The organism is Streptomyces sp. NRRL S-920, assembly GCF_000717945.1.
In the GTDB taxonomy this organism is placed as follows: Bacteria; Actinomycetota; Actinomycetes; order Streptomycetales; family Streptomycetaceae; genus Streptomyces; species Streptomyces alboniger.
This window is the reverse complement of record NZ_JODF01000028.1, coordinates 69316-87964: the sequence shown is the minus strand read 5'-3', so window position 1 is coordinate 87964 and position 18649 is coordinate 69316. Positions and strand designations below refer to the sequence as shown.

Sequence of the window (18649 nt, the reverse complement as noted above, 5' to 3'; positions counted from 1 at the left end):
GTTGCGCAGTTCCCCGCGCCCCTGAAAGACCCCCCGGCTGCGCAGTTCCGTCAGCCAGGGAGCAGGGTGGTCAGGCCTGTTGCCAGGCCTCCTCTCCAGCATGCGTAGTCGTGGCCGCCGTTGAACTCCTCGTACGTCACCTCGTAGCCCCGTGCCCGCAGGACGTTGCGCAGGCGGCGGTTCTGGGGGAGGAGCATCCATTCCTGGGTGCCCACCTCCAGGTGGAGGCGGATCGGGCGGTGCGGGGTGCGGGCGTATTCGCGGGTGAGCCATTCCGGGCCCCGCCCGTCGGGGGCGTCCTCGTCCGGCCACCAGAACGAACCGGACTGGCTGAGCGCCGCGCCGAAGCGGTCCGGGCGCCGGTGTGCCGCGTACGCCGCCGTGAGGCCACCCGCGCTCTGACCCGCGATGACCGTGCGCTCGGCGGGGGCCGAGAGGTCGTACGCGTCCGCCGCCCACGGCAGCAGCACGTCCGCCAGCCAGTCCACGAAGGCGCCGCTGCAACTCAGGTCCTCCATGCGCCGCCCCATCGTGTCGACGAGGAGCGCGGCCGTCGGCGGCACCGCTCCGTCGGCGTGCAGCGCGTCCAGCGTGGCGCCGATGCCGAGCACCGGGCCCCACATCTCGCCGTCCAGGAGGACGGCCAGGGCGCGGGGCCGTTCCGGGGGCAGGTGCAGGGTGATGTTCCTGCCGTCCACCTCGGCCGCCAGGGACTTGCCGGCCACCACCGCGCGGCGGCCCACGTACGGCTGGGGCGGCGCCTTGGGCAGGGACATCACGGAGGCGGGGTTGCGGCCGTCGCGGGCGGGCAGCCGCGGATCGCCGTTGAACGGGTCGGGGACGGCCTCGGCGAGGACGCGCAGCCACGCCTCGCGGTCGGTGCGGAGGGTGTCCTGCCGGGTGCCCCGGGCGACGTAGAACTGGTACGAGGCCCGGTGGTCGGCCCGCAGGCGGTGGCTGAGCGCCCACACGTCCGTGCCGGGCAGGCGTTCCATCAGGTGCGGGGTGAGGTCGCCCGCGTGGCGGTCCTTGTCGGTGACGGTGTGCAGCAGCGCCAGGATGTCCGCGGCGGGGCGTGCGGGGTCGTCCCGCCAGAGGAACGTGACGAGGCGGTGGGCCGGGTCGCCCGAGGGGTCGGGCTCGACGAGGGGCGTGCCCGTCGTCTCGACGCGGTTCCAGAAGGCCCGTTCGGCGCCGGGGACCCGGGCTCGTACGGCGTGAAGGAGCGTCCGCAGCAGCGGGCTTCGCACAGGGGTGGCCTCTTTCGGGTTCGGTGGTGTCATACGCGTGTCGCCGCCGAGCGGCCCAGCAGCACCCACAGCAGGAACGGGCCGCCGAGGACCGTCGTGACGACGCCGACCGGCAGCTCGGACCCGTCGAAGGCGATGCGCCCGAGCGTGTCGGCCACGACCACGAGCGTCGCGCCGGTCAGCATCGAGCCGACCAGCGGCACCCGCAGCGGGCCAGCGAGGCGGGAGGCGATGACGGGCGAGGCGAGGGCGACGAAGCCGACGGGCCCGCAGATGCCGACCGCGAGACCGGCCAGCGCGACGGCGAGGAGGAGGCAGATCAGGCGGGTGCGCCCGGCGTTGGAGCCGAGCGAGGCGGCGGTGGCGTCGTCGAAGCGGAGCACGCCGAGGTGGCGGGCGACGGCGAGGGCGAGCGGCACCAGGACGGCCAGCCCGATGAGGACGGGCAGGGCGACGGAGTAGCCGCGGCCGTTGAGGCTCCCGGACGTCCACACGTACAGGGAACTGGCCGAGTTGAGGGAGCGGCGCGAGAGCACGACCTGGGTGGCGGCGGAGGCGAGCGCGGACATGGCGAGCCCGACGACGAGGACACGGTAACCGCGCTGACCGAGCCCTCCGGAGACCAGCGTGACGACGACCACGGCGACGAGCGCGCCGATCGGCCCCGCCCACCAGGCGCCGAAGGACCCGGAGGCGCTGAAGGTGACGGAGACGAGGACCGCGGCGGTGGCGCCGTCGTTGACGCCGAGGAGTTCCGGGGTGGCGAGGCGGTTGCGGGCGAGGGTCTGGGTGAGGCACCCGGCGAGGCCGAGCGCCGCGCCCGCGGTGAGCCCGGCGACGATGCGGCCGAGGCGGAACTTCTGTACGAGGAGCACGTCGAAGTGGTCGCCGTATCCGAGGACGGCGCGGAAGGTGCGGCCGACGCTCATGTCGCTCTGCCCCGCGTACGCGGACAGGACGACGGCGACGGCGAGCAGCGCGGCGAGCAGCAGCGAGGCGAGGGTCGCGCGGCGGGCGACGAGGAAGGAGAGGGGGCCGCGGCGCAGGACGAAGGTGTCGGCGGGGGCGGGCTTGGCGGGGCGGCCCTCGGCGGGGGCGCGCTGGGAGCGGGAACGCCTGGTGGGGGTGCTCTCGTCCGTCGCCGGGTCCGTCATGCCCATCGTGGTGAGGGACCTGGAGCGGACGATGAGGATCAGTACGGGCGCTCCGATCAGCGCCACGATGACGGACACCGGAGCCTCGTACGGGCGGGAGACCACGCGGGCCGCGACGTCCGAGACGGTCAGGACGCAGGCGCCGACGAGTCCCGCGAGGAGCAGCCTGGCCGGGAGCCGGGTGCCCGCGATGGCGCGGGCGAGGAAGCCCGCGAGGAGGCCGAGGAAGGAGATGGGCCCGGCGAGCGCGACGGCGGCGGCGGTGAGCAGGGTGACGCCGACGGCGACGACCGTACGGATCAGGGGCGGCCGGTGGCCGAGGCTGCGGGCGAGGTCGTCGCCGAGGGCGAGGGCGGACAGCGGCCGGGCGACCAGGAGCGCGACGAGGAAACCGGCGGCGATAACGGGTGCGAGGCGCCCCAGTTCGCCGTATCCCTCGACCCCGGCGAGCGAGCCGAGCACCCAGAAGCGGAACTTGTCGTAGGTCTCCGCGGAGTTGACGACGATGACGCTGGTGAGCCCGCCGAAGGTGGCGCCGAGCGCCGATCCGGCGAGGACGAGCCGCATGGGAGAGCCGCCGCCCTTGCGCCCGGCGATGAGCAGCACAAGCCCGCTCGCGACCACGGCGCCGCCGAACGCGCAGCCCAGATAGGCGAAACCGGAATCGAACCCGAGCAGCGCGATGCCCGCGACGACCCCGAGCGAGGCACCGGCGTTGACGCCGAGCAGGCCGGTCTCGGCGAGCGGGTTGCGGGTGACCGCCTGGAGCAGGCAGCCGGCGACACCGAGGGCGCCGCCGACGAGCAGAGCGGTGAGGGTGCGCGGGATGCGCAGGTCGCCGACGACGAGAGCGAGGCGTGAATCGTCGCGCGCCCCCTGCCGGTTGAGCAGGTAGTCGAGGACCCCGCCGGGGCCGACCTCGCCCGCGCCGACGCTCAGCGAGAGGGCCACGAGCAGCACCAGGGCGAGGGTGAATCCGGTGACGGCGAGACCGACCGTGCGGCGCGCGGCACGCTCGGGCGCCGGTCCGCGACCGTCCTTTTCAGCCAACTCCCTTGACAATTCGGGCAGTTGGGGTGGTGGGGGTGTGGTGCCCACGGTCGGCATGCGCATAAGGTGAGGCTAGCCTAACTATATCGGCAGGGTCGCGACCTCTGGGCAGAAGTTATACGTTAGGTTAGGCTTACCTAAAAAGTAGGGGGAGGTCGCTCACACATGCCTGACCACATACCGCCTGACCACCTACCGGACGAGTCGCGCGCCGAGGGCGAGTTCGCCGGGCGTACGGCTCTGGTGACCGGCGCGGGCCAGGGCATCGGCGCCGCGGTGGCCACCGCGCTCGCGGCCCGGGGCGCCCATGTCGTCGCCACCGACCGCTCGGCGCACGGCATCGACGAACTGGCCGCCGCCGCACGGGACCTGGCCGGCACGGTCACCCCGCGCGTCATGGACGTCACGGACCCCGCCGCCGTCACGGGCGTCGTCGACGACGTCGTACGCGACCACGGCGCCCTCGACCTCCTCGTGAACGTCGCGGGCATCCTCCGTGCCGCGCCCGTCGCCGAACTGACCGACGCCGACTGGGCCGACACCTTCGCCGTGAACACCACCGGCGTCTTCCACACCTCGCGCGCCGCCGCCTCCCACATGACCGCGCGCGGCCGCGGCTGCATCGTCACCGTCGCCTCCAACGCGGCCGGGATCCCCCGCACCGGTATGGCCGCGTACGCCGCGTCGAAGGCGGCGGCCACGATGTTCACCAAGTGCCTCGGCCTCGAGGTCGCCCGCAGCGGCGTGCGCTGCAACGTCGTCGCGCCGGGCTCCACGGACACCGCGATGCAGCGGGCCCTGTGGCCCGACGGGCAGACGGAGGCGCCGCTCAGCGTCATCGACGGCGACCCGGCGACGTACCGCACCGGCATCCCCCTCGGCCGCATCGCCGCACCCCGGGACATCGCCGACGCGGTGCTCTTCCTCGCCTCGGACCGGGCCCGGCACGTGACCTTGCAGGAGCTGTACGTCGACGGAGGCGCCACGCTGCGCTGAGCCGGCCCGTTTACCCCGAACCATCGCCCCCACGTAGGGGCCCCCTGCCCCAAGAAACGGAGCCCCCCGTGTCGACGGCACCCGAAGTCGCCACGCACGTCACCACGGCCGAGCAGGCCCACCCCGCCGTAGGAGCGGCCACCGCCCTCCTCGACGCCTACAGACCCGGCGAACGCTTCCTCGCGACGCCGACCCGCACCCTGCTCACCGAAGGCGGCGTCCGCGCCCACGTCCCGCACGACGACAGACCCCTGCCGCTCCGCGTCGCCACCACCCTGGCCGACGCCCGCCGCACCGGGTCCGCCAAGCCGTACGTCGTCGGCGCCATCCCCTTCGACCACACCGCGCCCGCCGCGCTCGCCGTCCCCGAAGCGGTGCGCACCGCGCCGCCGCTGACCGCGGACCCGCTGATCGCGCTCCCCGCCGAGACGCCGGACGCCACCGACTGGCGGATCCGCCCGGTACCGGCCCCCGAGGAGTACGGCGCCGGCGTGGCCGCCGCCGTGGAGCGCATGTGGCGCGGCGACTTCAGCAAGGTCGTCCTCGCCCGCACCCTCGAACTCACCGCGCCCGCCCCGCTGGACATCCCGCTGATGCTCCAGCGCCTGGCCCGCCGCGACCCCTCCGGCTACACCTTCGCGCTGCCCACGGCCCCCGGCCGCACCCTGATCGGCGCCAGCCCCGAACTGCTCGTCTCGCGCCGCGGCCACCAGGTCGTCGCCAACCCGCTCGCGGGCTCCACGCCCCGCAGCGACGACCTCGCCGAGGACGTGCGCCGCGCCGCAGCGCTCCTGGAGTCCGCCAAGGACCTGCACGAGCACGCCGTCGTCGTCGACGCCGTACACCAGGCGCTCGCCTCCTTCTGCACGGACCTGACCGTCCCGGCCCGCCCCACCCTGATCCGCACGGCGACCATGTGGCACCTGTCCACCACGGTCACCGGCACCCTCGCCGCCTCCGGGGCCTCCGGCGCCTCCGCCCTCGAACTGGCCTGCGCCCTGCACCCCACCCCCGCGGTCTGCGGCACCCCCACGGCCACGGCCCGCGAGGTGATCCGCGAGACCGAGCCGTTCGACCGCGGCTTCTTCACCGGCATGATCGGCTGGGGCGACGCGAACGGCGACGGCGAGTGGGTCGTCACCATCCGCTGCGCCGAGGCCGAGGAACGCTCCCTGCGGCTGTACGCGGGCGCGGGCGTCGTCGCCGCCTCCGACCCGGCGGCGGAGACCGCGGAGACCGGCGCGAAGTTCCGTACGTTCCTGAACGCGGTGGGAGCCGAGCTGTGAGCGACGTCGAGGCACCCACGTGGCCCGAGGAGTTCGCCGCCCGCTACCGCGCCGCCGGCTACTGGCGCGGCGAGACCTTCGGCGGGCTCCTGCGCGACCGCGCCGCCGAGCACCCCGACAGGATCGCGATCGTCGACCCCGGCGGGGCGAGCGGGACGGCCGGCGCCGCCGGGATCCGCCGCTGGACGTACGGCGAGCTGGACCGCAGGGCCGACCGCCTGGCGGCGGGCTTCCTTGCCCGTGGCATCGCCAAGGGCGACCGGGTCGTCGTCCAACTCCCCAACATCGCCGAGTTCTTCGAGACGGTCTTCGCGCTGTTCCGGATCGGCGCGCTGCCCGTGTTCGCGCTGCCCGCGCACCGCGAGACGGAGATCCGCTACTTCTGCGAGTTCACCGAGGCCGCCGCGTACGTCATCCCCGCCGAGCACGGCGGCTTCGACTACCGCGACCTCGCGGCGAAGGTCCTCGCCGAAGTCCCCGCCCTGCGGCACGTGTTCGTGGCCGAGGGCGACCCCGGTGCCTTCGAGGCCCTGTCGGACGTGCCGGTCGACCCGGCGGGCCCGTTGACGGTCCCGGACCCGCCCGCCCCCTCCGACCTGGCCTTCCTCCAGCTCTCCGGCGGCTCGACCGGCGTACCGAAGCTGATCCCCCGCACCCACGACGACTACATCTACTCGCTGCGCGGCTCGAACGAGCTGTGCGGGGTCGACGCGGACTCCGCCTACCTGGTCGCCCTCCCCGCCGCCCACAACTTCCCGCTCTCCTCCCCCGGTTCGCTCGGCGCGCTCTACGCGGGCGCCCGCGTCGTGCTCTGCCCGCAGCCGGGCCCCGAGGTCGCCTTCCCGCTCATCGAGTCCGAGGGCGTCACGATCACGGGCCTCGTGCCGCCGCTCGCCCTGCTCTGGACGGAGGCGGCGCCGTCGTCGACGTACGACCTGTCCAGCCTGGACGTCCTCCTGGTCGGCGGCGCGAAGTTCAGCGAGGAGGCGGCGCGGCGCGTCGGGCCCGCCCTCGGCTGCACGCTCCAGCAGGTCTTCGGCATGGCGGAGGGCCTGGTCAACTACACGCGCCTGGACGACCCGGACGAGACGATCGTCACCACGCAGGGCCGCCCGATCTCCCCCGACGACGAGATCCGGATCGTCGACGACGAGGACGAGGAGCTGCCCGTGGGCGCGACCGGGCACCTCCTGACCCGCGGCCCGTACACGATCCGCGGCTACTGGCGGGCGCCCGAGCACAACGCCCGCTCCTTCACGGCCGACGGCTTCTACCGCACCGGCGACGTGGTCCGCCTCACCGAGACCGGCCATCTGGTCGTCGAGGGCCGGGCGAAGGACCAGATCAACCGGGGCGGCGAGAAGATCGCGGCCGAGGAGGTCGAGAACCACATCCTCGCCCACCCGTCCGTGCACGACGCGAACGTCGTCGCCGAGCCCGACCCCTATCTGGGCGAACGCACGTGCGCGTACGTCATCCTGCGCACGGGCGCCGAGCCGCTGAAGCCGGTCGCGGTCAAGAGGTTCGTACGGGAACGGGGGCTCGCGGCGTACAAGGTGCCGGACCGGGTGGAGTTCGTGGAGGCCTTTCCGCGGACGGGCGTGGGCAAGATCTCCAAGAAGGACCTACGAGCGGCCGCCTCGGCCCGCCCGGACGCCCCGGGTCGCCCCGTCCCCGCCGTTGAGCCGGCCGCGCAGGCGTGATGGTCCGAGTGCGCGGGTGCCCTGGCGGGCGGGGCAGGACGCGGGGGCCCTGCCGGGGTGTCCGGTTCGCGCGTGCCTGCCGGGTTGCCCGGCTCGCGTATGCCTGCCGGGCCGTCCGGCTCGCGTATGCCTGCCGAACCGCCCAACCCGCGTATGCCCTACCTGACCGCTCAGCCCGCGCATATCCGCCTGACCGCCCAGCCCGCGTATATCTGCCATAGCCCCCCCCCCCGCCAGCCTGAAACGGAACCCTCCACCACCATGGCCCTCCCCACCATCACCCCGTATCCCATGCCGTCGGCCGACGAGCTGCCCGGCAACCGCGTCGACTGGAAGGTCGACCCGTCCCGCGCGGTGCTCCTCGTCCACGACCTCCAGAACTACTTCCTGTCGGCGTACGACCGTGACGCCTCGCCCGTTCCGGAACTCCTCGCGCACGTCGCCGAGTTGAAGCAGGCGGCGGGCCGACTCGGCGTGCCGGTGCTGCACACCGCGCAGCCCGGCGGCCAGACCCTCGCGGAGCGGGGCCTCCAGCAGGACTTCTGGGGTGCGGGCCTCCCCGACGACGAGCAGGCCGCGGCGATCGCCCCGGAGATCGGCCCGGCGCCCGCCGAGACGGTCATCACCAAGTGGAAGTACAGCGGCTTCGTCCGTACCGACCTGCTCGAACGGCTCCGTGAACAGGGCCGCGACCAGCTGGTCATCGTCGGCGTCTACGCACACATCGGCGTCCTGATGACGGCTTGCGACGCGTGGATGCAGGACATCCAGGCGTTCGTGGTCGCCGACGCGGTCGCCGACTTCTCGGCCGACGACCACGCGATGGCGCTGCGCTGGGCGGCGGACAAGTGCGCAGTCGTCACGACGACGGCGGCAGTCTTCGCGGACGCCGGCCAACCCGAAGCCACCGAAGCCGCTCCCCTCGACCACCCGACCCTCGACGAGCTGACCCTCGACCAGCTGCGCGCGGATGTGGCGGATGTCCTCGGCGAGGACCCGGCGGACATCCCCGAGGACGAGAACCTCGTCGACTACGGCCTCGACTCCGTACGCCTCATGACCCTGCTGGCCCGCTGGCGCCGCGACCACGGCGTGACGGCGTCCTTCGCGGACCTGGCGGAGGAGCCGGCGCTGGAGAAGTGGGTGCGGGTGCTGGCGCGGTAGCCCCGCCCGGCTTCAGAACGCGGAGTGGGCGAACCACCGGTCGAGCAGGCCGGTGTCCCCCGCGACCTGGAAGGCGCCGGAATCCCGGCCGAGACGCCCGTAGAGGAGGAGCAGCAGATCAGCGGCGCTCCCGTGCACGGAGGCGTCCACGGACTGCTGCTCGCCGTCGACGAGCCCGAAGCGGTCGACCGACAGCCGAACCACCCAGTCCCGGTCCCGCCCCTGCTCCTGCTGGTCGGTGGCGCGGAAGCGGATGGTCTCGCCCTGGCCGCGAAGCCGGGCGACCCCGGGCGCGAACGGCGTGGCGAAGGGCAGATTGACCAGGAACTCGTCCACGCCGTCGGCCGCGAGCGCCGGGTCGATCACGGGCCGCAGCCCAAGGGCGGCCTCCGCGTCGACGCGGTGCACGAGCGTCTCGTGGAGCATGCGGCGCACCCAGAAACGGGCGTGCGGGTCGGCGCCCCAGGTCCACATGGTCGCGTCGGGATCGACCTCGGCGAAGGTCCGGGCGGCGAGGTCGGCGCCGGCGGCGAGCCAGGCGGCGTACGCGTACGAGTCCTCGCGCTCGGGCAGGTCGAGGTCGACGGCCCGCGTGGCGGGCGGCTCCTGGACGTTGGTCCGCAGCAGCACGGAGAACCACCGGTGCACGCTTCCGGTGTGCCGGACGAGATCGAGGAGCGTCCACCCCGGGCACCCGGGAACGGGAGTGGAGAGATCGGCCCCGCCGAGAAGCGAGACGAACCGCCCGCTCTCGGCGGCGACGGCATGGGCATGGGCCTGGGCCTGGGCCTGGGGATCGGCACCGCCACTGTCACCAGTACCACCACCGGCGTGAGCATCACCGAACGCAGTCACTGGTGGCGCCCCCTTCCACGTCGGCCCCGTCGAGGGCGGCGGTCAGGGTGTTGAGCCGCGCGCGCAGCTCCCGCACCTCGTCCAGGGAGAGCCCGGTGGACGCGGCGATGGTGCGGGGCACGGCGAGAGCCTTCTCGCGCAGGGCGCTTCCCTGCCCGGTGAGCCGCACGGAGACGGACCGCTCGTCCTCGACACTGCGCCGCCGCTCCACGTGCCCGGCCGCCTCCAGCCGCTTGAGCAGCGGCGACAACGTCCCGGAGTCGAGCCGTAGCCGCTCCCCGATCTTCTTGACGGGCAGCTCGCCGTGCTCCCAGAGCACGAGCATCACCAAATACTGCGGGTAGGTGAGCCCAAGATCCTTCAGGGCGGCCCGATAGACGCCGTTGAAGGCACGGGCGGCGGCGTGCAACGAGAAGCAGATCTGGTGATCGAGCAGCAGAAAGTCCTCGTCGCGCGAGAGTGCCGGGCCATCGGCGGGTACGCGTTTCTCCATACCCCTACTCTACAACGCACCCAACTAAGTTGCGCACAACTAAATAGCGTGCTCTACTGTTTCTCGAGGGTCCCCAGGGGTGGCCGCCGAGCCGCCCCCGCCGCGCACAGGAACCCCCGGCACAGGAACCCCCGCCGCGAACAGGAAGAGGAAGAGAAACTCATGGACGCGCTGTACACCGCCGTAGCCACCGCCAACGGCCGCGAGGGCCGCGCCGTCAGCTCCGACGGCCAGATCGACCTCCCCCTCGGCTTCCCCACGGCCCTCGGGGGCAACGGCAAGGGCACCAACCCGGAACAGCTCTTCGCCGCGGGCTACGCGGCCTGCTTCGCCAGCGCGATGGGCAACATCGCGCGCCAGGAGAAGATCGACGTCTCGGACGTCTCGGTGACCGCGGAGGTCAGCATCGGCAAGGACACGGACGGCGGCTTCGGCCTCTCCGTGATCATGCGAGCGGAACTCCCCGACCACCTCCAGGGCCCCGCGGGCGAGGACCTCCTGAAGAAGACCCACGCGTACTGCCCCTACTCGAAGGCGACCCGCGGCAACATCCCCGTGGAACTGGTCATCGAGTAACCAGGGAGCAACCCCCGGCCCCCGAACGACCACCCGCTACACTGAGCGCCGGTGACGCGGTCCCTCCGGACCCGCGCCACCATGCCCCGCCTCCGTAGCTCAGGGGATAGAGCACAGCTCTCCTAAAGCTGGTGTCGCAGGTTCGAATCCTGCCGGGGGCACCAGGCCGGCACGACAAGGGCCCAGGTCCCGGATGACAGATCCGGCCCTGGGCCTTCGTCTTGCGCAGCCCGGCTACGCCTTCAAACACTCTCGATACAGCCTCACTACCGGATCCCGGCTCCTAAATCGCTCCTAAACGATCTCTCCGTTTCCGCAGGTGAGCTACCGAGGATCAGGCGTCGAGAACGCAGACCGCCCCTCCGGGGGCTGTGGCGCTGGAGGGGCGGTCCCCAGTGCCGGACCGTCTGTGAGGGGGGACCAGTTGGGCGGCCGGCTCGGGTCATGGGCGCCACCCTCTCGACCTTGCTCCGCATCGCCCACGCTCTCGGCGTCCCGCTCCGCGACCTCGTCTGAGGGGGTGGGCCCGACCCGTTAGGCCGGGCCCCGACTGCAACTGGCTCAGATGGGCAGGGTGGGAGCCCCTGCTCCGGAGCACATCTCTCGACTGCCCTGCGGCTGGTGGGCGGGTGCACCCGCCCCCGGCTCTACCGAGAAGATGGCGCCACATGCGGCGCAGGCTGATCCTGAGCACTGCCCGGGGTCGAAGCGGTGGCCGCGCTGGTGTTCACACATGATCAGTTCTCCCTTGGGTGGTGGGATGGTGCTGATAGGTGTGGTGCACTCCGCCGCTCGACCAGGTGCGGCCTGCGGGGAGGGTCTAGAGCTTGCGGACGAAGGTCTTCTCGCCGTTGCGCCAGGAGATCGTCACGCCGTGCTGGCCGCCGCCCTCGCGTGCGGACCACACGTCCAAGGCCGCGATCTCGGGCGACTCGGCCGCGCCGATGACGCCGGCAAGCCATGCGTCCGGGGCGTCCGTCACCGCAGCGGCCGTGAAGGGTGCCGGGGTGCCCTCGACCGGGGCGGTGGGCGAATCGTGCTTGGCGCCCTCGGCGAGCTGGCCGATCATCTGCCAGCGGGTCTCGCGTCCGGAGACGGTCACGGCCAGGCCGTAGGGGTGCTTGGTGTCCCCGGCCTCGGAGAGCGGCTGTACGCGCTGGACGTCGGGGGTGTTCTTCAGCAGGTCGGCGGCGAAGTCCTGGAAGGCGGCGGGGCGCATTTGTGATCATTCCTCTCGTGGCGGCGTCGCCAGTTTATGGGCGGGCACCGACAGACCACGGGCCTCTGCGCGAGCTGCCTGAAGCGCCCCGCTCTCCTCCTGCTGTTGGCATGGGCACGGGCACGCTTGCTCTGGAACGAGGTAGAGCAAACCCTCCTCGATACCGAGGGACGTGCCCTGAGCGCATACGTGAGGGGTGGCCGGATCGGCGGTGAGGAGCTGGCGTAGGCACGGCCCGCACGGGACGAGAGCCGGGGGTGGTGGCGCGGGGTCGGATTTCGGCATGGCCTTCCTTCTGCTCTGCTCTGCTCTGCCGGGGTGTGTCGGGCGGCCCGCTCCCCAGGTACCGTCGGGCGGGCCGCCCGGTACCGGCCACAGCCGTTTCCAGGGCTGCGGCCGGGGGTCTAGCGGGGTGTGCGCCGCACGTACGCGGGCAGTTGCGGGCACTTGTCGTGCCGCCAGATGACGGCGCCGCCCGCCGAGATGGAGATCTTCACGGTGGCCGTGCCGGGATTCTGCTCGGTGATCGGCTCATCGCAGTGCCCGCAGTACCGCACGCCCTCGCTCATCCCCGGCCCCTATTCACACGCCGCTTGGGTGGGTGCTCGCCCGCTTCTAGGGCCCGGCGCAGCCGACGCCCCTTGATGCAAATGCGGCGCATGGCCTTGCACCTGGTGCAGTCGTAGGTGTGCTTGACGACAGCCAGACGGATTTCCACCGGGTCCATCTTCGCGTCCCTCGCCCGGGGGGTCACTGTTGTGCTCCCTGGCTGACACTGAGCCCGTAGGCGATGAGAGCTGTCACGGTTTCGGGCTCGCACAGGTCGCCTTCGAATCGCGGGAGGACCGTCCAATGCGTACCGGGCGGTTCCTTGCGGTCGAGCCGCGGCACGACGAGATAGTCGCTCGCGCCGAGGCGTGGCGCGACAGCCTGGTGGGTCCACGCGCGGTCGGCGCGGGGCCGCATGAGGGCGTAGTACGTTCCGCCCATCGTCCGGTTGTCGTAGATCACGGGACCGTTGAGGGCTCGACCGAGGAGCGCGGGGAGCTGCTTCCGGTCGGTGGTGCACATTGCCGCGAGCACAAGCCGTTCGGGGAGGCGAGCCGCCTCGAACCGGTGGCCGAGTGGGAGTAGGGCGACGCCGGTGTCCGCCCACTCCCTCCGGGCCTGCTCGGGTGCTCTCTGAGAATGTGCGAGCCAGTCCGCGACCGTGGTTTTCATCGGCGGCTCCTGCCATCAGCTTCGATCAGGTCTGATGACGACGGTAGGAGCGGTGTGAGCCGACCGATGACCGGAATCCGGTCACCTCGATTCAGGCGGACAGGAGCCCGATGCCTACGGCGAGTTCGGACGCACGGCGGCGCCGGTTGGTCTCTTTCGTCTCGGTCTCCTCAAGGATGATCCGCCGCGCATACCCGTTGTACCTGATCGTTTCCGGTGCGGCCTCGAACGCCTTCTGAAGTGTCGCCACCGCCACGTCAGGCTGCCCATCGAGCTGGTATCCGCGGGCCTCCTCGATGCGGTGGCGGGCCCGCCGTGGCCGCGACTTGATCACCGATTTGTCTGCCTGGGCCGCCTGCCGTACAGACTCCCCGCCCTGGTGCAACTCGACGGCCACTGTGACCGCGTGCGCTCCCATGATGGCGCGTGAGAAGGATGTGACCGGGTGGTAGTAATCGCTCGGCAGCCGCTTGGCCATGTCGTTGGCCTTGTCCCAGTGCCGCCACGCCGTCCCCGTGTCCCGACGGCGGGCCGCCGTATAGCCCAACTCGAACTCCAAGGCCCCCGCGATAGCCAAAAGATCGTCCTCCGCATCAGGAAGAAGAGGATCCAGAAAACGGACTGCTTCGACGTTGATGGCATCGGCTGCGTCGAAGTGCCTTGGCCCGCTATCGCGGTGCGCCTGGGCCAGCAGCCACGCGGCCACCCCGATGGCGTGCGGGTCACCAGAGTCCTGGGCAGCGACCATGCCCCGCTCGGCGATGCGCCAGAGGAGCGCAGAATCGGGCTGGTAAGCGACAAAGAACTGCGCGAGTGAGTATGTCTCGGCGAGCAGCCCTTGCGCGGCGCTACGGTCCCTCGCGGTGTCGGCCGTACGGACGAGGGCCTGCGCATCACGGATCAGGCCAGGCAGCAGCTTGCCGACGACCTCGCGATGGTTCGGAGCAGAGTGGCGTGACTTCCACGCCGCATGCAGCCGCGCCTTTAGATGGGCGACAGGCGACGGTTCGACGCTCGAACAGGGAGAGAAGCTGTCGACAGCGGCCTTGACCGCGCCGAGCCGAGGGTGGCCGGGGCCGATGAAGAGGTCTACGTGCATCTCGGGATGCCCTGTCAGCTCGGCGAGGTCCCTGACGCGGAGGGCCTCGGCAATACGCATCACCATCTCGAGGCCTGGCGCCAGTTGTTGACCGTTCTCGATCTTCCGCAGAGTGTGCAGTGAGACTCCGATGAAGTCGGCAAGCTGAGCACGCGTCATACCGCGCCGCTCACGAAGAATCTGTACTCGTTGGCCGAAGCGCAGCGGATCGGCGTACGGGTCAGGGGTAGCATCAGATGGCACGGTCTCGCCCCTCTCTGAACAGCTCGTCACTGTCAGGGTATGGGGCGGGACCATTTTTGTGGGAGGGCTTTGGCCAGCAATCACCAGGCCGGGCATGACGAAAAGGCCCCCTTCCGCCCGAAGGCGCAAGGGGGGCCTGGTCAGGCTCCGGTGTGCATGTGTTCGCGGACTTGTTCGTGGATGTCGCGGGGGTCTGGGGTGATGCCGGCATCCCGCATGCGATGGATGAGCCGGCCGACGGTCCAGGAGCCGGATGACGGATCCGTTCCTGGACCTTCGTCTTGCGCACCCCGAGGGGCGCTCCAAGAACGAAAGCTACGACCCCCCAATGGTCTTCGAGAAGAAAATGCGGCGCCTCCTCGCAGACGCGGCCCATAAAGTTTCCCCATGGTGATCGCGACTGTCCGTGAGTGGCACGAGGAGGAAGGGTGGGGTGTGCTCGACTGCTCTGAGACTCCTGGTGGCTGCTTCGGCCACTTCTCCGACATCCAGATGGCCGGCTTCCGCAGTCTGATGCCAGGTCAGCAAGTGGACCTCACCTGGGAAGCCCCCGGCTTCAAGCAGGACGGGTACGACTATCGCGCGGTGATCATCGTTCCTCGGTCCGCCTGATGGCCGTCTACGCTGCTCCGGCATGGAGTGGATCTCGCCCCTCAGTACGGCACTTGGTGCCGTCATCGGGGTCGGGTCGACGCTGATCGCCGATCGGCTCAGTCGGCGCAGGGAGCGCGCCGGGCGGAGCCTTGATGTGCGCAGGCCGGCTTTCCCGCGGAGGAGCGGTCCCGGCGCGTACGGGAGTTGTTTTTGGCGCCCGGGGCCTACGAGATTCGTCACCGTCTCGCCATTACCGCCCCTCAGGCGGTCGTTGAGGCCGCGCGCCGCCCGTTTGTCGTCCTGCGGGAGACCCGGGATCTGGTCGCGGGCGGCGTCGCCCACGGCAGTGCGGAGTACGAGGAGCTGGAAGACCGGTTCGACTCGGCCTTGGCCGAGCTTCGGCGCGTTATGCGGCGGGATCTCGGTGTGGGTGGGTAGGGCGCCAAGTTCTGGGCTCTACTGGTGCTGAGCGCGGTGGCAGCGAGGAGGCGCAGTCATGGGTACGCCGATCCCTGGGCCCGAGTGGCGGAGTGACGGTGGCGTGGGGGCCGTTGCCGGCGCCGGGGGGCTGCATCTCTATCAGTTGGCCCTGCATGAGCGGTACGGGCCCGTCGTGCGGTTTCAGTTGCCCGGGGGTGGGAGCGGGGGCGCCGTGTCCATCGCCGATCCTGTGTTGTTGGAAGCCACCGCTCACGTCGACAAGCGGCCCGCCAAGCTCTTCGAGTTCCTGGCCCCCCTGTGCGAGGCGGGGAACTTGCAGGTGCTGGACGCCGAAGAGCACGGGCCGTGGCGGCGGTTGCTGCTCTCCGTGCTGGCGGGGCGGCCCTCGCACGAGCGGCATTTCGCGGGCTTCACCGCGCTCGTGACCGACCTCGCCGACCGCTGGGCCGAGCAGGCAGACCGCGCGCCCGTCGCGTTGCAGAAAGACCTCACCTCGCTCTCGCTGCGGATGATCTGTGAGTACGCGCTCGGAGGCGCCGCCACCTCGGACATCGTGGACCCGGACCGGGTCACCGCCGCCTTCGAGGACGTCCTCGTCGCGCATCTCGGGGCAAGTGAGCCCGTGGGTGGTGAGCAGCGCGGGGTCGGCTCCCTTGCCTATCTGCGCGCCACCGTCGACCGCATCATCGCCGCGTACCGCCGCCCCGGCCGGCCCGTACACGGCGACCGGAGCGATCTCATCGGGGCACTCCTCGCGGCCGGTGAGCGGCCCGCCCGGATCCGTGACACCGTCATGGTCACCCTGCTGGCCGCCCACCACACCACGGGGGTCGCCGTCTCGTGGGCCCTGCATCTGCTGGGGCGCCACCCGGACGTGGCCGCACGCGTCGCCGACGAGCTGGACCGGGTGCTCGGTGAGCGTGCCGTGCCCGACTACGCCGACTTGCGGCGGCTCACGTATCTGGACATGGTCCTCAAGGAGTCGATGCGGCTCTACCCGCCCGGCCCTTACGGCGCCCGCGAGGCGACCGAGGATTTCTCCCTCGGGGGGTACGGGGTTCCGGCCGGGACCACGATCTTTTATCCCTTCTGGGCCATCCACATGAACCCCGCCCACTGGCCCGACCCCGGCACCTTCCGCCCCGAGCGGTTCACCCCGGAAGCGGTGGCCGCGCGGCCGAAGCTCGCGTACGTTCCCTTCGGGCTCGGGCCGCGCAGCTGCGAGGGGGCCGGATTGGCCATGGTGGAGGCCGAGTTGATGCTGGCCGTGCTGCTCAAGCGGTTCCGGTTCCGGCCCGTGCCGGGGCATGAGGTGACGCCCGTCGAACGTTTCGTACTCTGGGCGGCCGACGACATCCGTATGACCGTCACCCCCCGCGGCCTCCCCCACCACGCGACCTAGTCGGCCTCACCGCCCGCCCGCCCGGGTAGGAAGAACATCAGGGCCCACATCACGGCCAGCGCACCGCCGACCCACCGGAGTACGCCCGTGAACGCCTCGCGGTTGGCCGTTCCGTCAGGCGAGCCGCCGGTGGCGGAGAAGTACACCAGGGCGGTCAGCGCGGTGCCGACGGCGATGCCCAGATGCATCGCGGTGTTGAACAGGCCCGAGGCGGAACCGGCGTTCTCGTGCGGCACCTCGGCGAGCGACATATCGGCGAGCGGTCCGCCGACCATGCCGAGGCCGAAGCCGATCAGCAGGACAGGGACGGCCATCGCGGCAAGGGTCAGGTCGGGGCCGGCCTGTCGACCGGCGACCTGAAGCCCGTACGCCGCCGTCGAGCCGAGCGCGATCAGCGCCCCGGCCTGGGGCAGGCGGCGCCCGAGGCGGCCCGCGGTCCGCATCGCGGTCATCGCACCGGCCAGTTCGCCGAGCGCGAGCACCACGAAGGCCGCGGCCGCCATCAGCGGGCTCATGCCCAGGCCGCGCTGGAGGTACAGCGTCCAGGTCATGAAGAACAGGCCGCACAGCAGGCCGAGCGTCAGCTGCGCGGCCAGGCCGCCGGAGAACTGCCTGATCCGGAAGAGGGACAGGGCCACGAGCGGGGCCCTGTCCTGCCCGCGCCGCTGCTGGCGCACGAAGACGCCGAGCACGAGGAGACCCGCGGCGAGCATGGCGAAGCACCACGGCGGCCAGTGGTGGGTACGGCCCTCCGTGAGCGGGAAGATGATCAGGACCACGGCCGACGCGGACAGCAGCATGCCGGTCAGGTCGAGCCGGTCGGCCCTCCGCGCGGTCGACTCGGGGATGAACCTCCGCCCGAGGACGAGCACGGCGAGACCGACGGGCACGTTGATCAGGAAGATCGGCCGCCAGGACAGTCCGGCCAGGTCGGCCTCGGTGAGCACGCCGCCCAGGACCGGCCCCAGGACGCCGGCGAGGGACAGGACGGCCCCGTAGAGGCCGAAGGCCCTGCTGCGGTTCTCGCCTTCGAAGGTGACGTGGAGGGTGGCCAGGACCTGGGGGATCATCACGGCGACCCCGGCGCCCTGGATGACGCGGGCGGCGATCAGCACACCGGGGCCGGTGGCGATACCGCACAGCAGTGAGGCCAGGGTGAAGACGACGGTGCCGATGAGGAGGATCCTGCGGCGGCCGTACAGGTCGCCGAGCCGGCCACCGGTGATCAGTCCGACGGCGACGGTCAGTGAATAGCCCGCGGTCAGCCACTGCACGGCCGCCGGTCCCGCGCCGGTCGAGTCCTGGATGGCGGGCAGTGCGGTGAGGACGACCGACTGGTCGAGGATGTCCATCAGCTCGGCGACCAGGAGCACCACGAGGGCGATCCGGGCGGCCCGGGTCATCTTCGACGGCCGCGGCCGGTCGGGTACGTCGTGAGCCGGGGGCTCGGCGGTGTGCTGCGGCTCGGCGCCGAGCGCGGGGGAGGGCACGGGGGGGCTCCTGATTCGAGGAATGCTCAAGGAATCGGGGAGCCCTGCCGTCAGCCGCCGCACAGGAGTCGACAGACCGAGAGATCGGCGGATCTGGAGACGACAGGCCCGGGGCAGACGGCAGAGCTGCACCCGGGACATGACAGAGAAGAGAACCGCGGGGGGGGGTGACGCAACTCAGGCCGGCGCGACGTCCGCCCCCGGGCACGTCCGAACATCGGAACGTGGGGGAACGCGGACGGCTACTTGGCCTGGGAGATAAGTCGTCACCTCGGAACCACTGCGGAGAAGAAAAACAGGAAGTCCCCAATATTAAGGTCGGCCGAACGCGGGCGACAGCGATTATTTTCCGGTCCGCCCGTCGTCATACTCCCGACAGCGCCGCACGCCCGTGCGAGCAGAGGAACAGAGAG

At 71.6% G+C, this 18649-nt stretch carries 16 protein-coding genes, 1 tRNA gene and 1 pseudogene; 9 read left to right on the top strand and 9 right to left on the bottom strand.

Annotation, left to right across the window (positions count from 1 at the left end; translation table 11 throughout):
• Window positions 1–50: 50 nt before the first annotated feature.
• Both fes and fhuB read right to left on the bottom strand, forming a co-directional pair.
• Window positions 51–1283, bottom strand: a complete 1233-nt coding sequence (fes, locus tag IG54_RS0120710) for an enterochelin esterase (RefSeq protein ID WP_051819732.1) — start codon at window positions 1281–1283, stop codon at window positions 51–53.
• Window positions 1280–3511, bottom strand: a complete 2232-nt coding sequence (fhuB, locus tag IG54_RS0120705) for a Fe(3+)-hydroxamate ABC transporter permease FhuB (RefSeq protein WP_106977053.1) — start codon at window positions 3509–3511, stop codon at window positions 1280–1282. The genes fes and fhuB overlap by 4 nt, the downstream gene beginning before the upstream one ends.
• A gap of 108 nt (window positions 3512–3619) precedes the next feature.
• Here fhuB and IG54_RS0120700 point away from each other — a divergent pair, with 108 nt between their 5' ends.
• From IG54_RS0120700 to IG54_RS43590, 5 genes and pseudogenes are all read left to right on the top strand, one after another.
• Window positions 3620–4450: a 2,3-dihydro-2,3-dihydroxybenzoate dehydrogenase gene (locus tag IG54_RS0120700; protein WP_030786286.1), complete on the top strand. Its 831-nt coding sequence runs from the start codon at window positions 3620–3622 to the stop codon at window positions 4448–4450.
• Between the two features lie 68 nt (window positions 4451–4518).
• The gene (gene dhbC, locus IG54_RS0120695; RefSeq protein WP_030786285.1) at window positions 4519–5736 is read left to right on the top strand and encodes an isochorismate synthase DhbC; all 1218 of its coding nucleotides are present in this window, start codon (window positions 4519–4521) and stop codon (window positions 5734–5736) included.
• Window positions 5733–7439, top strand: a complete 1707-nt coding sequence (locus IG54_RS0120690) for a (2,3-dihydroxybenzoyl)adenylate synthase (RefSeq protein ID WP_030786283.1) — start codon at window positions 5733–5735, stop codon at window positions 7437–7439. Before dhbC ends, IG54_RS0120690 begins: the two co-directional genes overlap by 4 nt.
• A 261-nt stretch (window positions 7440–7700) precedes the next feature.
• A pseudogene (locus tag IG54_RS0120685) lies at window positions 7701–8321 on the top strand (isochorismatase family protein); the annotation flags it as partial.
• Window positions 8322–8384: 63 nt separating this feature from the next.
• Entirely contained in the window at window positions 8385–8603 is a 219-nt protein-coding gene (locus IG54_RS43590) for a phosphopantetheine-binding protein (protein WP_324615421.1), read from the top strand.
• Window positions 8604–8615: 12 nt separating this feature from the next.
• On the opposite strand, the gene IG54_RS0120680 is transcribed toward IG54_RS43590, so the two are convergent.
• On the bottom strand, window positions 8616–9458 hold the full coding sequence (locus tag IG54_RS0120680; RefSeq protein WP_063756245.1) for a maleylpyruvate isomerase family mycothiol-dependent enzyme: 843 nt from the start codon (window positions 9456–9458) through the stop codon (window positions 8616–8618).
• Complete coding sequence (locus IG54_RS0120675) at window positions 9442–9951, bottom strand: MarR family winged helix-turn-helix transcriptional regulator (RefSeq protein WP_051819730.1); 510 nt, start codon at window positions 9949–9951, stop codon at window positions 9442–9444. Before IG54_RS0120675 ends, IG54_RS0120680 begins: the two co-directional genes overlap by 17 nt.
• Before the next feature lie 162 nt (window positions 9952–10113).
• Here IG54_RS0120675 and IG54_RS0120670 point away from each other — a divergent pair, with 162 nt between their 5' ends.
• Window positions 10114–10527, top strand: a complete 414-nt coding sequence (locus tag IG54_RS0120670; protein ID WP_030786277.1) for an organic hydroperoxide resistance protein — start codon at window positions 10114–10116, stop codon at window positions 10525–10527.
• Window positions 10528–10615: 88 nt separating this feature from the next.
• Window positions 10616–10691: transfer RNA gene (locus IG54_RS0120665), tRNA-Arg, on the top strand.
• Window positions 10692–11347: 656 nt separating this feature from the next.
• Here the strand turns inward: IG54_RS0120665 and IG54_RS0120660 are convergent.
• From IG54_RS0120660 to IG54_RS0120645, 4 genes are all read right to left on the bottom strand, one after another.
• Entirely contained in the window at window positions 11348–11746 is a 399-nt protein-coding gene (locus IG54_RS0120660) for a hypothetical protein (protein WP_030786274.1), read from the bottom strand.
• Between the two features lie 404 nt (window positions 11747–12150).
• Window positions 12151–12315, bottom strand: a complete 165-nt coding sequence (locus tag IG54_RS42065; protein WP_158708891.1) for a hypothetical protein — start codon at window positions 12313–12315, stop codon at window positions 12151–12153.
• 181 nt (window positions 12316–12496) lie between these two features.
• Entirely contained in the window at window positions 12497–12967 is a 471-nt protein-coding gene (locus IG54_RS39320; protein WP_051819728.1) for a hypothetical protein, read from the bottom strand.
• Window positions 12968–13058: 91 nt separating this feature from the next.
• A complete protein-coding gene (locus IG54_RS0120645) occupies window positions 13059–14309 on the bottom strand; it encodes a helix-turn-helix transcriptional regulator (RefSeq protein ID WP_030786268.1) in 1251 nt (416 codons plus the stop codon).
• Between the two features lie 387 nt (window positions 14310–14696).
• Here IG54_RS0120645 and IG54_RS0120640 point away from each other — a divergent pair, with 387 nt between their 5' ends.
• Window positions 14697–14921 carry a cold-shock protein gene (locus IG54_RS0120640; RefSeq protein ID WP_030786266.1) on the top strand — a complete coding sequence of 75 codons (225 nt, stop codon included), beginning with the start codon at window positions 14697–14699 and terminating at the stop codon, window positions 14919–14921.
• Window positions 14922–15399: 478 nt separating this feature from the next.
• Window positions 15400–16746 carry a cytochrome P450 gene (locus tag IG54_RS0120630; RefSeq protein WP_030786261.1) on the top strand — a complete coding sequence of 449 codons (1347 nt, stop codon included), beginning with the start codon at window positions 15400–15402 and terminating at the stop codon, window positions 16744–16746.
• Here IG54_RS0120630 and IG54_RS0120625 read toward each other — a convergent pair.
• Window positions 16743–18236 carry an MFS transporter gene (locus IG54_RS0120625; RefSeq protein ID WP_030786259.1) on the bottom strand — a complete coding sequence of 498 codons (1494 nt, stop codon included), beginning with the start codon at window positions 18234–18236 and terminating at the stop codon, window positions 16743–16745. The two genes, IG54_RS0120630 and IG54_RS0120625, sit on opposite strands and share 4 nt — an antisense overlap.
• Between the last annotated feature and the right edge of the window lie 413 nt (window positions 18237–18649).